Genomic DNA, 14,398 nt, shown 5'->3' on the forward strand with positions numbered 1-14,398 from the left:
CGCGGCCTCCGGGCGCCCTGTCCCGCGCTGTCTACGGACGGGAACGCAGCTCCCGCCGCAGGATCTTCCCACTGGCGGTCTTGGGGAGTTCGGCCAGGATCTCGACCGCGCGGGGGTACTTGTACGCGGCGAGGGCCGCCTCGCAGTGGGACCGCAGCTCGTCCGGGGTGGCGTCGGCGCCGGGCCGCAGGCTGACGTAGGCCTTGACGGTCTCGCCCCGGTAATCGTCGGCGACGCCGACGACGGCGGCCTCGCGCACGGCCGGGTGGCCGTAGAGCACGTCCTCGACCTCGCGCGGCCAGACCTTGAAGCCCGAGGCGTTGATCATGTCCTTCTTGCGGTCGACGACGTAGAGCCAGCCGTCGCGGTCCATGAAGCCGATGTCGCCGGTGTGCAGTTCGCCGCCGGGCAGGGCCGCCTCGGTGTCCTCGGGGCGCCGCCAGTAGCCGGGCACGACCTGCGGGCCGCGCACCGCTATCTCGCCCTGCTCGCCGAACGGCACGGCCTCGCCTGTCTCGTCCAGGATCCGCACCACCGTGTCGGGCCCCGGCACCCCGACGGCCAGCGTGCCGGACACCGGGTCCACCGGCGCCTCCCGGCCCGGCGGGACGGAGGCGCAGGGGGCGGTGCACTCGGTGAGGCCGTAGCCGTTCCCGATGTACGGGCCGAAGGCGGCACGGAACTTCTCCACGAGCGCGGGCGGCAGCGGCGCCCCGCCAGAGGAGACGTGGCGGAAGGAGGCGAAGTGGTCGCGGGTGGCGGCCGGATGGGCGGCCAGCGCCATGAAGGCCGTCGCCGGGCCGACGGTGTGGACGGGCCGGTGCTCCAGGAAGGCATCGAGCACGACGCCCGCCTCGAAGCGGTGGGTGAGCGCCAAGGTGCCCCGGTTGACCAGGCAGGAGGCGAGCTGGACGACCATCCCGGTGATGTGGAAGAGCGGGGCGAGCGCGAAGACGCAGGAGCCTTCGGGGAATCCGAGGCCGACGCGCTGCCGCTCCGCGTTGAACGCGATGTTCGCGTGGGTGTTCCGCGCGCCCTTCGGGGTGCCGCTGGTGCCGGAGGTGTAGCTGATCAGGGCCGTGTCGGCGCCGGCCGGCTCGCGCCCCTCGGGAGCCGGCCCGCCCCGCCGGGCGGCCTCCAGCAGGTCCTCCGCGTCCGTCCCGGGGCCGGCGGCGCGGGAGAAGCCGAGCACGCGCGGGTCGTTCCGCGTCTGGAGGTCCAGCTCGCAGGCGGTCAGCACGGTCCGTACGGGCGAGCGCGCAGCCGTCCCGCGCAGATACGCCTCCCAGGCGCGGTCCGAGCAGATCAGCGCGGCGGCCCCGGAGTCCTCCAGGGCGTGCGCGACCTCGCGGTCCTTGTACATCGGGTTGAGCGGCACGACCGTCGCGCCCGCCTTCCAGGCGCCGAGGAGGGCGAGGACGAAGTGCGGGGAGTTCTGGAGCATGATCGCGACGCGGTCGCCGCGTGCCACGCCGCGGGACGCGAGGTGCGCGGCGACGCCGTCGGAGAGGGCGTCGGCCTCGGCGTAGGAGAGCCGTCCGTCGAAGTAGGCGAGCGCCGTGCGCTCCGGCACCGCGCGGGCCGCGTCGCGGAAGGCGTGCAGCACCGTCTCGGGCGGGGTGACGGGCCCGCGCTGCGCGGCGTTGAGCTGCGCGAGCCAGGGCTTGTCCTCGTACCGCGTGCCGTCCTTCTGCCCCGTCATCGGCCGCCCTCCTCCGCGAGCCGGGCGTCCACTTTCTGCTGGAGGTGGTTCATGCCCGTCAGCCAGCGGTCGGGCTCGGCGGCCCGGGTCGCGTAGTAGCGGGCGGTGTCCGGGTGCGGGGTGACCAGGAACCGCCCCTCCGTGATCGCCGCGAGCAGCGCGTCCGCGACGGCCTCCGGCTCGATCGCGCCCGGCGCGAGCACGACGTCGCCGGTGGTGCCCGTGGCGCTCAGCATGGCGGTGCGCACGCCCTCGGGGCATATCGCGTGCACGTCGATGCCCCGGTGCCGGTAGGTGACCGAGAGCCACTCGGCGAAGGAGAACGCGGCGTGCTTGGTGACGCTGTAGGGCGCGGAGCCGACCATGGTCAGCAGCCCGGCCGCCGAGACCGTCGCGACGAACCGCCCGCTCCCCCGCTCCAGCCACTCCGGGACCAGCTCTCGCGCGGCCCGTACGTGCGCCATCACGTTGAGGTCCCAGGACGCGTCCCAGGCGGCGTCGGGGGCCTCGGGGCCGCCCTCGGTGGCGGAGCCCGCGTTGGCGCAGAAGACGTCGACCGTGCCGCCGAGCGCGGCGCGGGCCGGTGCGACGACGGACGAGGCGTCCCCGGGCACGGCCACACCGCCGATCTCGGCGGCGACGGCCGCGGCTCTGGCGGCGTCGAGATCGTTCACGGCCACCCGCGCGCCCCCGGCGGCGAACCGGCGGGCGAGCGCGGCGCCGATTCCCTGGCCCGCGCCCGTGACGACGACCGTCCTGCCTCGCACCGCGTCCATTCCGGAGCCCTCCTCGTCGCTTCGCCGGCCGCCCTCGCGACCGACTGCCGTCGCGGCAGACTAACCAGTCGGTATGTGCCGTGGGAACCCCTGGTCGGGCCCTGCACGTTGGAGGAGGTACGCCGTACGGACCGGGCATGTGGGGCCGGTGACGCGGGCGCGCGGCGCATCCCATGTGTGACGCGCGCGCCTCACGTGGCCCCGTGCGGCGGGTGGTGCGAGCAATTGTCCCGAACAGGAATAGATGCCGTGATGAGGGGTATTCCGCCACGCCATAGCACGCAGCAACACGCCGCAAGGGAGTGGGATCCAAAGCGCGGGTCGGTACGTCACATCCCCGACGACTCGGGTCCTCTCCGCCGGAGGTGGGATGATTGGCCGGTTTCAGAGCTCTCGCCCAGCAAGTCCGTGATCCCGAGAGGGAGCCGTCCCAGCGTCGGCAGGCTCTCCGCAAATGTCTCGAACGCTTCGCGCCGTACGGCCACCGGGCCACCTGGCAGCACCTGTGCGCGAGCGCGGGCATCCACCCCGACGACCGCGAGCCCGACCCCTCGCTGCTCGTCGCGGCCCTGGAGGAGCTGGAGGAGGCCCGCGCGGTCTGGCTTGCCTACGAGTCGGAGGTCGCGGCCCGGCGCAGACGGGAGAAGCGCGAAGGAATCAGACAGCCGACCGCCCTCGACGCCTGGCACAGCCTGACCTGGGGCGGCCGTTCGCTGCTCCGCTGCGACCCCGCGCAGCCCCCGACGCCGCGCCTGGCCGAGGTGCTGCGCCGAATGATCCGCTCCATGGACGCCCAGGAGGAGCGCGAAGCGCGCCAGGGGCGGCCCAACGGGCGGGCCGCGCGCGCGAGTTCCGCCCGGCGCCGCGCCTATCGCGGCACCGTGGTGCCCTCCTGACCCCGATGCGAGGATGCGCCGTACCACCCGCCAGCCCCGTGCGGGGCACGACCGGACGGACGGTGCCATGTCCTCACTGCACGATCTCACCGCGACCGAACAGGCGGCGGCGATACGGGCGGGCACACTCTCGCCCGTGGAGCTGACCGCCCACTACCTGGAGCGGACCGACCGGCTCGACGCGGAGCTGGGGGCGTATCTGACCGTCACGCCCGAGCTGGCCCGCAAGCAGGCGTCCGACGCCGAGGCCGAGGCGATGGCCGCGCGCCGCGCGGGGCGCGCGGACGCACTGCCGCCGCTGCACGGGGTCCCGGTGCCGGTGAAGGACCTCAACCACGTCGCGGGCGTACGCACGACCATGGGGTCGGCCGCCTTCTCCGGCCATGTGCCGGACCGCGACGACCATGTGGCCGCGCGGCTGCGCGCGGGCGGCAGCCCGATGATCGCGAAGAGCAACACACCCGAATTCGGGATTCCGTGCTACACCGAGAACCTGCTGGCGCCGCCCGCGCGCACGCCCTGGGACCTCGCACGCTCGGCGGGCGGGTCCAGCGGCGGTGCCGCCGCCGCGGTGGCCGGTGGCCTGGCGCCGGTCGCGCACGCCAGCGACGGCGGCGGGTCGGTCCGCATCCCCGCCTCGGCCTGCGGCCTGGTCGGGGTCAAGCCGAGCCGTGGCCGGGTGAGTTCGGGCCCCGCGCAGCACGACGTGGCCGGACTGGCGACGTCCGGCCCGCTCGCCCGTACGGTCGCGGACGCGGCGACGCTGCTGGACGTGCTCGCGGGCCGGATGCCCGGCGATCCGTACACGGCGCCGCCGCTCGCCGACGGGGACACCTTCGCGGCGTGGGCCGACCCGGCGCGGGTGCCGGGCAGGCTGCGGGTCCTCGCGCTGGCGGGCACGCCCGTACCGGAGATCGCGCCGCACCCGGAGTGCGCGGCGGCGGCGCGCGGCACCGCCGAGCTGCTGCGGGACCTCGGCCACGAGGTGGAGGAGGCGGAGCTTCCGGCCGACGACTCGATGCGGGCCGCGTTCAGCACCGTATGGGCCGTGCGCGCGGCCTCCCGCCCGGTGCCGGAGGAGTGCGAGGGGTTGCTGACGCCGCTGACCCGGTTCATCCGGGAGCGGGGGCGCGCGATACCGGCGCCGGATTTCGTACGGGCGCTCTCCACCTTCCGGTCGGTCGCGCAGCTTCTGGCCGACACCCTGCTCGCGCCCGGCACCGGGTACGACGTGATCCTGTCCCCCACGCTCGCGCAGCCCCCGATGGCGGTCGGCGCGCTGCGGGACGACGAGGACCCGGCGGGCGAGTTCGAGCGGTTCGCACGGTTCACCCCGTTCACTCCGCTCTACAACGCGACGGGCCAGCCCGCCGTCTCCCTTCCGCTGCACTGGACGGACGAGGGCCTGCCGATCGGGGTGATGCTCGGCGGGCGGCACGGCGAGGAGGGCCCGCTCCTCGCGCTGTCCGCGCAGTTGGAGGAGGCCAGGCCGTGGCGGAACCGCAGGCCCGCGATGTGGTGACGACGGGGCGGAACCGGTCGGTACCGGTCCGGGCAGGGCTGGCGCGGGGGCGGTGCGGGTGGCATGCTGAACGCGACGTGACTGAGCAATCGCTTATTAGGTGTGCGCGTACGGGACGCGCGAGCGCGGGAGGTTGTACGCATGACTGAGCCCCGGGTCTTCACCTCGGCCGCCGAACTCACGGCGGCGGTCGGCCAGGAGCTGGGCACCAGCGGCTGGCTGGAGATCGATCAGAAGCGGATCGACCTCTTCGCCGACGCGACCGGTGACCACCAGTGGATCCACGTCGATCCGGAGCGGGCCGCCGACGGGCCGTTCGGCTCGACCATCGCGCACGGCTATCTGACGCTCTCCCTGCTGCCCTCCCTGGTGCCGCAGGTGATGCGCGTGGAGGGCATGCGGATGGGCGTCAACTACGGGGTGAACAAGGTCCGTTTCCCCGCGCCCGTGCCCGTCGGCTCCCGGCTGCGCGGCCGCGTCGAGCTGACCGAGGTCACCGAGACGAAGGACGGCGGCGTGCAGATCGCGGCCAAGGTGACGGTCGAGCGCGAGGGCGGCGACCGGCCGGTCTGCGTCGCGGAGAGCCTCAGCCGCTACTACTGGTGACCTCGGAGGGCGCGTGGCCCGCCATGCGCAGGGCGAGTTCGGCGTAGAGCACGCCGAGCTCGTCCGGCGACTTGCGGCCGTCGGGGCTGAACCAGCGGGCGACGTCGATGCAGAGCGACATCATCGCCAGCGTCGTCCCCCGCAGGTCCGTGACGGCGAACTCGCCCGTCTCGGTGCCGTCCCGCAGCACCCCGCGCAGGATCTCCTCGCTGCGGCGGCGGAGCGTCACGATCTCGGCGAGGTGCGGCTCGCTCAGCGCGGCCAGTTCGTACTGCACGACCCGCGCCGTGGTGTGGTGCTCCGCGTGCCAGCGGGTGAACGCGCGCACGGCGCTCGCCAGCCGCTCCGCCGCCGTACGGTCGCCCGAGGTGGCCTCCTCCAGGACCCGCACCGAGCTCTCGTGGCCGACGCGGCTGATCTGGTGGAGCAGCTCTTCCTTCGTCTTGTAGTGGATGTAGAGCGCGGCCGGGCTCATGCCCGCGCGGCCCGCGATGTCGCGGGTCGTCGTGGCGTGGAACCCCCGCTCGGCGAACGCCTCCACCGCGCCCAGCAGCAGCCGCCGCGCGGCGTCGGGCGTCACATCGCCGAAGGACTCGTCGGACTCAACCGTCATCCCGTCACCCTATCCCGCGAGTGAGCGTCCGCTTAGTCCTCAATGCGTGCTGCCGATGGTTCTGCGGGCCGCGAGACGGAAGTCCTTGACCGCTTCGTAGAGCGCGCGTTCGCGCTCGGCCGCGAGGGCCGCGTCCTCGGGCTTGCGGGAGGCGTCTCCCGCGTGGGCGTTCGTGACCATCGCGCGCATGACCTCGGAGAGGCTGCTGGAGGCCCGGGTGACGCGTTCGGCGACCTCCGCGAGGGGCGCCGGGCCCTCCAGGATCACGACCTCCGCGGCGCGGTGGACCTCGCGGGCCAGGCCGATGAAGCGGTGCACTCTGTCGTCGACCTCGGCCAGGTCGGGTTCGTCCGCGCGCAGCGCGTCGAGGACGGCGTCCATGGCGATGTCGCGGTCGTGCAGTGCGCTGAGATAACCGGCGTAGGCGTCGCGGCGGTGCTGCCGGCGCCACTGCTCGTGCTGCGCCCGGGCCTGCGCCCGGCTGCTGACCATCGCGGCGCCGAGCGTGGCCAGGGAACCGACGGCGGCGCCCAGCAGGGCGGCGAGACCAGCGTCCATGTGCTCAGTGTGCCGGGCACTCCCGGCGGGCGGGACTCGGCGAAGGCACGGAGGCGCGAAGGCGCGAAGGCACGAAGGCACGAAGGCACGAAGGCACGAAGGGGGCGCGGAGGCGCTCCCCGTCGCGAACCGGGCGGCCCGCGCCGGTACGACGACGCCGGCTCAGGGCCCCTACGTGTCGTCCTCCGGGAACGCGATCTCGTAATACCGCACCCGCTCGTCCTCGCCCACGTACCGCATGCCCGCCGCCAGCATCACCCGTTGCGAGGCGACGTTGCCGAGGTCGGCGTCGCCCTTCACGAGCGAGAGGCCGCACTCGCGCGCGAAACGGATCAGGCCACGCAGCGCCTCGGTGGCGTACCCCTTGCCGCGCTCGGAGGTGATCAGTCCGTATCCGATGGTGACCGTGCCGTCGGCGTCCGGCAGGCGGTTGAAGCCGGTGCCGCCGATGGCGAGGCCGTCCGCACGGCGGCGTATCTCGTACCCCCCGAACGGCCGCGGGTCGCCCGTGGTCCGGCAGGCCTGCACGAACGCGGTCGCGCCCTCGACGTCGGCGGCGGACGGATACCCGGGTGCCCAGCGGTCCCCCTCCGCGGGCTTGCCCGCGGCCACGCGCTCCGCCTCGGCCGGTGTCAGGGGATGGAGCACGAGCCGTTCGGTCAGCAGATCGTCCATGACCGCTCAGAATACGATCAACGAGCGCCCTCCCCGCCCGGAACGCATCGCCTCGAACGCGCCGCCCACCTCGTCCAGCGCGATCCGCTCGGTGACCAGCGCGCCCAGGTCCAGCCGCCCCTCGCGCACATGCCCGGCGAGCAGCGGCAGATCGCGGGCCGGGTCGCAGTTCCCGTAGACACAGCCGCTGAGCGTGCGCGCGAAGTGGAACACCTCCAGCGCGGAGAACGAGACCCGCTCGTCCTTGCTCCCGATGCCCACGACCGTCGTCCGGCCGCCGCGCCGCGTGGAGTCCCAGGCCGCCCGTATCGTCTCGGCGCGGCCCACGCACTCGACGGCCACGTCGGCGCCGCGCCGCCCCTCGGTCACCGCGCGCACCGCCTTCGCCGTGGCGGACGGCTCGGCGCCCGCGACGACGAAGTCCGTCGCCCCCGCCGCGCGCGCCAGCTCCTCCTTCTTCTCCGACACGTCCACGGCGACGACGCGGCCGGCCCCTGCCAGCCGTGCCGACTGGAGGGTGGCGAGCCCGACGCCGCCCACGCCGAAGACGGCCACCGACTCGCCGGGACGCACACGGGCGCTGTGGTGGACCGCGCCGTACCCCGTGAGGACCGCGCAACCCAGCAGCGCCGCGTCCTCCAGCGGAACGCCCTCGGGCAGCGGCAGCACGGCACGCGCGGGCACCACGGTCTCCTCGGCGAACGCGGCGACGCTCAGCCCCGGATACAGCTCGTCCCCACTGCGCGTACGCGCATAGGGCACCGTCGTCGCCGCGTTGGCCTCCGTGCAGAGCCAGGGCTCGGCCAGCTCGGCGCAGAAGTGGCAGGAGCCGCAGGACGGCGCCCAGTTGAGCACCACACGGTCGCCGGGCAGCACTCCCGTGACGCCCTCCCCCACGGAGAGCACGGTGCCCGCGCCCTCATGGCCGAGGACGGCGGGGACGGGCTGGCGCAGGGTGCCGTTGGAGAGCGACAGGTCGGAGTGGCAGACCCCGGCCGCGGCGAGCCGCACCCGCACCTGGCCGGGGCCGGGCTCGGGCAGTTCGATCGAGGAGACGACGAGCGGCGCCGAGACGGCCGAGAGGACGGCAGCGCGGATCATGGCTGAACTCCTTGGGGAGAGCCCGGAGCGGACACCGGGAGAGGAGAGGAAGGGTCAGAACTGGAGCGACTTCGTCTGCAGATACTCCTCCAGGCCGTGCGAGCCCAGCTCCCGGCCGACCCCGGACCGCTTGTACCCCCCGAAGGGCGCGAGGGGGTTGAACCGGCCACCGTTGACATCCACCTGGCCGCTCTCCATGCGGCGGGCGAAGGCTACGGCCTCTTCCTCGTCGTCGGACCACACGGCGCCCGCGAGGCCGTACTCCGTGCCGTTGGCGATGCGCAGGGCCTCTTCCGCGTCCTCGTACTTCAGGACCGACAGCACGGGGCCGAAGATCTCCTCGCGCGCGACGGTCATCGCGGGGGTCACATCGGCGAGGACGGTCGCGCTGACGTAATGCCCCGCCTCGTGGCCCTCGGGGACCTCCGGGGGCGTGGCGCCGCCGGCGACGATCCGCGCGCCCTCCTTCTCGCCCAGCTCGATGTACCCGGTGACGCGCTCGCGCTGCTTGGCATTGACCACGGGGCCCAGGCGGGTGCCCTCCTCACGGGGGTCACCCGGCACGTACTTCGCGGCGGCCTCGGCGGCGAGGCGCACCGCCTCCTCATAGCGCTCGGCGTCGACGAGCATGCGCGTCCAGGCGCTGCAGGTCTGGCCGGAGTTCGACATCACATTGGCCACGCCGATCTTGACGGCCTTCGTCAGGTCGGCGCCGGGCAGGATGACGTTCGCCGACTTGCCGCCGAGCTCCAGGGCGACGCGCTTGACGCCGCCGCCCGCCAGCGCGCCGATCTTCCGGCCGACGGCGGTCGAGCCGGTGAACGAGACGAGGTCGACGTCCTCGTGCTCGGCGAGCGCCTGTCCGGCGACCGGGCCGAGTCCCGTCACGAGATTGAACACCCCGGCGGGGATGCCCGCCTCCCGCACCGCCTCCGCGAAGAGCTGCGCGACGAGCGGGGTGTCCTCGGCGGGCTTCAGCACCATCGTGCAGCCCGCGGCGAGGGCGGGGGCCGCCTTGGCGACGATCTGGTGCAGCGGATAATTCCACGGCGTGATCGCCCCGACGACGCCCACGGGCTCGCGCAGCACGCGCGAATTGCCGACTCTCTCCTCGAAGGCGAACCCGGCGGCCAACTCCGCGTAACTCCCGCAGACCAGCACCGGCACGGCCGCGTGCACCTTGCGCGAGAGCGTGACCGGCGAGCCCAGCTCCGCGGTGACCAGATCCGCGATCTCCCCGGCCCGCGCCTCCAGCACGTCCCGCAACGCGCCGAGCAGCGCGGCGCGCTCGGCTGGCGGCGTGGCGGCCCAGCCGGGGAGCGCGGCCCGCGCGGCCTTCACGGCCGCGTCCACGTCCTCGGGTCCGCCCGCGGGGACGGTCGCGAGGACCGACCCGTCCGCGGGATTCAGGACCTCGATGGTCTCCCCGCTCCTGGCTTCCCGCCACGCTCCGCCGATGAACATCCCGTCGTGTGCCTTCATGACGCTCAACCTAGTTCAGGGAAAGCCGCGGCGCTCCCCCTGTGGATAACCCCTCCGAGGCTCACAGGATCCCGAACAGCAGCCCCGCCGCCAGCACCACCAGGGCCGTCAGCGCCGCCCACTTCACCGTGAAGCGCGTGTGGTCGCCGAACTCCACCTTGGCCATGCCCACCAGCACGTACACCGCCGGGACCAGCGGGCTCGACATGTGCAGGGCCTGTCCCGTGAGCGAGGCGCGGGCGATCTCCGCCGACGACACACCGTGCGCGGCGCCCGCCTCCGCCAGGATCGGGACGATGCCGAAATAGAAGCCGTCGTTCGACATGAAGTACGTGAACGGGATGCTCAGGACGCCCGTCACGATCGTCATGTAGGGCCCCAGACCGTCCGGGAGCGCGTCCACGAGGGACCGGGCCATCTCGTCGACCATGCCGCTCTCGGTGAGGACGCCGGTGAAGACGGCGGCGGCGAAGACCATTCCGGAGACGTTGAGGACGTTGTCGGCGTGGGCGGCGATCCGGGCCTTCTGGTCCTTCATGTTCGGGAAGTTGACCGTGAGCGCGAGGGCGGCGCCGAGGAGGAAGAGCACCGGGATCGGCAGCGTCTGCATGATCAGCAGGACGAGCAGCGTGACCGTCAGCGCGGCGTTGAACCAGAGGAGCCTGGGGCGCAGCGTCGCACGGTTCGGGTCGAGTCCGATGAGGTCCGAGTCGGCGTCCGCGTCGGCATCGGCACGGCCGGAGGCACCCGCATCGGCATCGGCATCGGCGCCGTCGGAGGCGCCCGCACCCGCCGGGCCCGTCGGCTTGTCGAGCGCGCCGGTGCCCGTACCAGTGCCCGCACCCGCACCCGTGCCCGTACCGGCACCGCCCCCGGACCCGGCCCTCGCGAGCACCGTCTCCTGCTCGCGCTGCTCCTCCTCGTGCCTGCCCTCGCCGTCCCGGTCCAGCGTCAGCGTCCCGAGCCGCTTGCGCTCGCGCAGGCCCAGCACCCAGGCCAGGCAGAAGACGAAGAGCAGGCCGACGGCGAGGGCGGGGATCATCGGGACGAAGATCTCGCTCGGGTCGAGCTTCAGCGCGGAGGCGGCGCGGGCGGTGGGACCGCCCCAGGGAACCGTGTTCATGACGCCGTTCGCCGTGGCGGCGACGCCGGTCATGATCAGCACGCTCATCTTCAGCCTGCGGTAGAGCGGCAGCATCGCGGAGACGGTGATCATGAACGTGGTCGAGCCGTCGCCGTCGAGCGAGACGATCGCGGCGAGCACGGCCGTGCCGACCACGACCCGCATCGGGTCCGCCTTGCAGAAGCGCAGGATGCCCCGGACGATCGGGTCGAAGAGGCCGACGTCGATCATCACGCCGAAGTAGATGATGGCGAACATCAGCATCGCGGCCGTGGGCGCGAGGTCCCCGATGCCCTTGAGGACGTAGTCCCCGAGGCTTGTCGCCTGGCCCGCGAGCACGCAGAAGACGGCGGGGATCAGCACCAGTGCCGCCATCGGCGACATGCGCTTCGTCATGATCAGCGTCAGAAATGTCGCAATCATCACGAAGCCGAGAATTGTCAGCATACGGGTTCCTCTGCGTTCGCCCTTGAACGGTCGTGAACGGGTCGTGAAGCGTCGCTCTCCCTCGCCGGGCGCGGGACCCGGGGGCGGAATCTGGATGACCGTAGGCGCCCGCCGACACCCGCCACAAGATGTGCAGCCGTGAACACTAAGGACAAAAGTCCAGCTCAGCGAGGTGCGGCGACGAACCCGCCGCCTGGTTCGTTGACGGGGGCACCAAGGATTCCTATGGTCCTGCACAGGAATCCCTCGCACAGGAATCCCTCACACGGCGGGAGTTGGCGTTGACCGAGCAGGCACGCAAGACGGCGGAGGGCCTCACATACCTCTCCGGATTCGGGAACGAGCACAGCAGCGAGGCCGTACCGGGCGCGCTGCCGCTGGGGCGGAACTCGCCGCAGCGCGCCCCCCTGGGGCTCTACGCGGAGCAGCTCAGCGGCTCGGCGTTCACCGAGCCCCGGGCGCACAACCGCCGCTCGTGGCTCTACCGCATCCGCCCCTCCGCCGCCCACCCCCGCTTCGTACGCGCGGACAACGGGTCGCTGCGCACCGCGCCCTTCTCCGAGGCCGAGCCCGACCCCAACAGGCTGCGCTGGGGCCCGCTGCCCGAGCCCCCCGAGGGCACCGACTTCCTCGCCGGGCTCTGGACGCTCGGCGGCAACGGCGACGCCGCGCAGCGCTCCGGGATGGCCGTACACCTGTACGCGGCCAACGCCGCCATGCGCGACCGGGTGTTCAGCGACGCGGACGGCGAGCTGCTGATCGTGCCCGAGCACGGCGGGCTGCTGCTGCGCACGGAGTTCGGGCTGCTGCGCGCCGAGCCGGGCCATGTGGCGCTGATCCCGCGCGGCGTCCGCTTCCGCGTCGAGCCGCTGGAGGAGTACGCGCGCGGGTACGTCTGCGAGAACTACGGCGCCCCGTTCCGCCTCCCCGACCTGGGCCCGATCGGCGCCAACGGGCTGGCCAACGCGCGGGACTTCCTCGCGCCGACCGCGGCGTACGAGGACGAGGACCGGCCGGTCGAGGTCGTGAACAAGTTCTGCGGCAATCTCTGGAAGGCCACCTACGACCACTCGCCGCTCGACGTGGTCGCCTGGCACGGCAACCACGTGCCGTACGTCTACGATCTGCGGCGTTTCAACGTCCTGGGCAGCATCAGCTACGACCACCCGGACCCCTCGATCTTCACCGTGCTCACCTCGCCCTCGGACACCCCGGGCCTGGCGGGCGTGGACTTCGTGGTGTTCGCGCCGCGCTGGCTGGTGGGCGAGGACACCTTCCGGCCGCCGTACTTCCACCGGAACGTGATGAGCGAGTACATGGGCCTGATCGAGGGCGCCTACGACGCGAAGACCGGCGGCGAGGGGGGCTTCGTCCCGGGCGGCGGCTCGCTGCACAACATGATGTCGGCGCACGGCCCCGACCAGGAGACGTTCGACAAGGCCAGCGCCGCCGAGCTGCGCCCGCAGAAGATCGACGACGGGCTCGCCTTCATGTTCGAGACCCGCTGGCCCGTGGTGCCGACGGCACAGGCGCTCGCGGGCAGCCACCTCCAGGCCGACTACGACAGCGTGTGGCAGGGCCTGGAGCGCCACTTCCGGGCCTGACCGGCCCGGCCGCACCTGATTTCATCGGAGCCATGACCGACTTCGCGCCCGACTCCCTCGCGCTCAACCGCAAGCTGCCCCTGTGGTACCAGGTCTCCCAGTCCCTCCGGGCGTCCATACTCGGACGCTCGCCGGACTCACCGCTGCGGCTGCCCACGGAGGAGAAGCTCGCCACGCACTACGGGGTCAGCGTGCTGACCATGCGTCAGGCCCTCAAGGAGCTGGAGTCCGAGGGCCTGATCAGCCGTCACCGGCGACGCGGCACCTTCATCGAGCCGGAGGCGCGCCGGGCACGGCCCGTACGGCTGCTGGGCTCCGTCGACACGATCGTCGCCCAGCAGTCGGGGGACCGCACGACGCTGCTGGGGCACGGCACGGAGCCCGTGCCGGCGGAGCTGGCCGAGCACTTTCCGGGGCTGACGGAGGTCATGGCGTACCGCAGGCTGCGCCAGGACCGGGAGAGCGGCGAGCCCACGAACTGGGCGGTGAATCTGATCCATCCGCGGATCGCGGAGCGGCTCGACCCCGCCGATCTGCGGCGGGGCTGGCCGATGACCAAGGTGCTGCGGGACGGGGTGGGGGTGCGGATCAGCAGGATCACGGACACCGTCGAGGCGCGGCTCGCCGACCCGGAGACGGCCCGACTGCTGGAGGTGCCGCTGCTGAGCCCGATCCTGCACTACACGGGTGTGACGTACGACGACATGGGGCAGGTCGTGGATGTCGTACGCATCCACTACCGGGGCGACCGCTTCTCGTTCTCGGTCACGCTGGAGAACGTCACCAGCTAGCCGCGGTCAGCGCGCCCACAGCACGCTGAAACGGCCGCCAGGACAGTCCCCTCGCAGTCCAGGCGGCCCGGTTCAGCCGCGCCCGCCGAAGAGCGAGCGGCGCAGCTTGCGCAGCGGCGCGAAGAGCGAGACCCGTGCGCTCCGCTTGCGCGACCCACTGCGTGTGGTCGTGTCGCGCTGCGTGATCTCACGCATCAGCGTCGTCGCTTCCTCCGTCTCCACCTGCGGGACCGCCGGCCCCGCGAGCACGGAGAGATGCCGGTCGAGCCGCGAACTGGTCGCGCTCGTCCCGCATTTGATCGCAGGCACTCGCGCCCTGCTGCTCATTGTTATCTGTTCCATGACACTCCCCACCCGTACGAGGGCACCCGGCCCGGGCAGAGTAACCCTAACTCCCGACTCCGACACGCGTGTATCCCGGTCACAGGATTCACCTGCCCCACAAGCCGGTTGACGAACACCGTACGAGCGCTCAGCATCCGTAGAAGACCCCGGAATCGGG

At 72.8% G+C, this 14,398-nt stretch carries 14 protein-coding genes; 5 read left to right on the top strand and 9 right to left on the bottom strand.

Features of this window, described 5'->3' with window-relative positions; all coding sequences use genetic code 11:
• Positions 1 to 31: 31 nt before the first annotated feature.
• The gene (locus ABD343_RS19230) at positions 32 to 1,702 is read right to left on the bottom strand and encodes a class I adenylate-forming enzyme family protein (protein WP_344529769.1); all 1,671 of its coding nucleotides are present in this window, start codon (positions 1,700 to 1,702) and stop codon (positions 32 to 34) included.
• Positions 1,699 to 2,478 (bottom strand): SDR family oxidoreductase, encoded by a 780-nt coding sequence (locus ABD343_RS19235; protein WP_344529771.1) that lies wholly within the window; start codon positions 2,476 to 2,478, stop codon positions 1,699 to 1,701. The genes ABD343_RS19230 and ABD343_RS19235 overlap by 4 nt, the downstream gene beginning before the upstream one ends.
• Before the next feature lie 374 nt (positions 2,479 to 2,852).
• On the opposite strand from ABD343_RS19235, the gene ABD343_RS19240 reads away from it, so the two are divergent.
• From ABD343_RS19240 to ABD343_RS19250, 3 genes are all read left to right on the top strand, one after another.
• On the top strand, positions 2,853 to 3,374 hold the full coding sequence (locus tag ABD343_RS19240; protein ID WP_344529773.1) for a hypothetical protein: 522 nt from the start codon (positions 2,853 to 2,855) through the stop codon (positions 3,372 to 3,374).
• Positions 3,375 to 3,441: 67 nt separating this feature from the next.
• Positions 3,442 to 4,896, top strand: a complete 1,455-nt coding sequence (locus ABD343_RS19245; protein WP_344529775.1) for an amidase — start codon at positions 3,442 to 3,444, stop codon at positions 4,894 to 4,896.
• A 141-nt stretch (positions 4,897 to 5,037) separates the two neighbouring features.
• Positions 5,038 to 5,502, top strand: a complete 465-nt coding sequence (locus ABD343_RS19250; RefSeq protein ID WP_344529777.1) for a MaoC family dehydratase — start codon at positions 5,038 to 5,040, stop codon at positions 5,500 to 5,502.
• Here the strand turns inward: ABD343_RS19250 and ABD343_RS19255 are convergent.
• The 6 genes from ABD343_RS19255 to ABD343_RS19280 all read right to left on the bottom strand — a co-directional run bounded on the left by ABD343_RS19255 (position 5,483) and on the right by ABD343_RS19280 (position 11,501).
• Positions 5,483 to 6,115 carry a TetR/AcrR family transcriptional regulator gene (locus ABD343_RS19255; RefSeq protein WP_344529779.1) on the bottom strand — a complete coding sequence of 211 codons (633 nt, stop codon included), beginning with the start codon at positions 6,113 to 6,115 and terminating at the stop codon, positions 5,483 to 5,485. The two genes, ABD343_RS19250 and ABD343_RS19255, sit on opposite strands and share 20 nt — an antisense overlap.
• Before the next feature lie 39 nt (positions 6,116 to 6,154).
• Positions 6,155 to 6,673, bottom strand: a complete 519-nt coding sequence (locus ABD343_RS19260) for a proline dehydrogenase (protein WP_344529781.1) — start codon at positions 6,671 to 6,673, stop codon at positions 6,155 to 6,157.
• 171 nt (positions 6,674 to 6,844) lie between these two features.
• Positions 6,845 to 7,348 (bottom strand): GNAT family N-acetyltransferase, encoded by a 504-nt coding sequence (locus tag ABD343_RS19265; RefSeq protein ID WP_344529783.1) that lies wholly within the window; start codon positions 7,346 to 7,348, stop codon positions 6,845 to 6,847.
• Positions 7,349 to 7,354: 6 nt separating this feature from the next.
• On the bottom strand, positions 7,355 to 8,449 hold the full coding sequence (locus ABD343_RS19270; protein ID WP_344529785.1) for a Zn-dependent alcohol dehydrogenase: 1,095 nt from the start codon (positions 8,447 to 8,449) through the stop codon (positions 7,355 to 7,357).
• Between the two features lie 54 nt (positions 8,450 to 8,503).
• Positions 8,504 to 9,931, bottom strand: a complete 1,428-nt coding sequence (locus ABD343_RS19275) for an aldehyde dehydrogenase family protein (protein ID WP_344529787.1) — start codon at positions 9,929 to 9,931, stop codon at positions 8,504 to 8,506.
• A 61-nt stretch (positions 9,932 to 9,992) separates the two neighbouring features.
• On the bottom strand, positions 9,993 to 11,501 hold the full coding sequence (locus ABD343_RS19280; RefSeq protein WP_344529789.1) for a CitMHS family transporter: 1,509 nt from the start codon (positions 11,499 to 11,501) through the stop codon (positions 9,993 to 9,995).
• A 281-nt stretch (positions 11,502 to 11,782) separates the two neighbouring features.
• On the opposite strand from ABD343_RS19280, the gene hmgA reads away from it, so the two are divergent.
• A complete protein-coding gene (hmgA, locus tag ABD343_RS19285; RefSeq protein WP_425578216.1) occupies positions 11,783 to 13,105 on the top strand; it encodes a homogentisate 1,2-dioxygenase in 1,323 nt (440 codons plus the stop codon).
• 32 nt (positions 13,106 to 13,137) lie between these two features.
• On the top strand, positions 13,138 to 13,896 hold the full coding sequence (locus ABD343_RS19290) for a GntR family transcriptional regulator (protein ID WP_344529793.1): 759 nt from the start codon (positions 13,138 to 13,140) through the stop codon (positions 13,894 to 13,896).
• Positions 13,897 to 13,968: 72 nt separating this feature from the next.
• On the opposite strand, the gene ABD343_RS19295 is transcribed toward ABD343_RS19290, so the two are convergent.
• Complete coding sequence (locus ABD343_RS19295) at positions 13,969 to 14,238, bottom strand: hypothetical protein (protein ID WP_344529795.1); 270 nt, start codon at positions 14,236 to 14,238, stop codon at positions 13,969 to 13,971.
• Positions 14,239 to 14,398: the final 160 nt, after the last annotated feature.

The organism is Streptomyces albiaxialis (assembly GCF_039530985.1).
In the GTDB taxonomy this organism is placed as follows: Bacteria; Actinomycetota; Actinomycetes; order Streptomycetales; family Streptomycetaceae; genus Streptomyces; species Streptomyces albiaxialis.

What these genes read in the sequence shown, in the direction of transcription:
- ABD343_RS19270 (WP_344529785.1), bottom strand. Translation starts at nt 8,449, where the DNA reads ATGATCCGCGCTGCCGTCCTCTCGGCCGTCTCGGCGCCGCTCGTCGTC.
- ABD343_RS19265 (WP_344529783.1), bottom strand. Translation starts at nt 7,348, where the DNA reads ATGGACGATCTGCTGACCGAACGGCTCGTGCTCCATCCCCTGACACCG.
- ABD343_RS19255 (WP_344529779.1), bottom strand. Translation starts at nt 6,115, where the DNA reads ATGACGGTTGAGTCCGACGAGTCCTTCGGCGATGTGACGCCCGACGCC.
- ABD343_RS19235 (WP_344529771.1), bottom strand. Translation starts at nt 2,478, where the DNA reads ATGGACGCGGTGCGAGGCAGGACGGTCGTCGTCACGGGCGCGGGCCAG.
- ABD343_RS19290 (WP_344529793.1), top strand. Translation starts at nt 13,138, where the DNA reads ATGACCGACTTCGCGCCCGACTCCCTCGCGCTCAACCGCAAGCTGCCC.
- ABD343_RS19295 (WP_344529795.1), bottom strand. Translation starts at nt 14,238, where the DNA reads ATGGAACAGATAACAATGAGCAGCAGGGCGCGAGTGCCTGCGATCAAA.
- ABD343_RS19230 (WP_344529769.1), bottom strand. Translation starts at nt 1,702, where the DNA reads ATGACGGGGCAGAAGGACGGCACGCGGTACGAGGACAAGCCCTGGCTC.
- ABD343_RS19260 (WP_344529781.1), bottom strand. Translation starts at nt 6,673, where the DNA reads ATGGACGCTGGTCTCGCCGCCCTGCTGGGCGCCGCCGTCGGTTCCCTG.
- ABD343_RS19250 (WP_344529777.1), top strand. Translation starts at nt 5,038, where the DNA reads ATGACTGAGCCCCGGGTCTTCACCTCGGCCGCCGAACTCACGGCGGCG.
- ABD343_RS19275 (WP_344529787.1), bottom strand. Translation starts at nt 9,931, where the DNA reads ATGAAGGCACACGACGGGATGTTCATCGGCGGAGCGTGGCGGGAAGCC.
- ABD343_RS19245 (WP_344529775.1), top strand. Translation starts at nt 3,442, where the DNA reads ATGTCCTCACTGCACGATCTCACCGCGACCGAACAGGCGGCGGCGATA.
- ABD343_RS19280 (WP_344529789.1), bottom strand. Translation starts at nt 11,501, where the DNA reads ATGCTGACAATTCTCGGCTTCGTGATGATTGCGACATTTCTGACGCTG.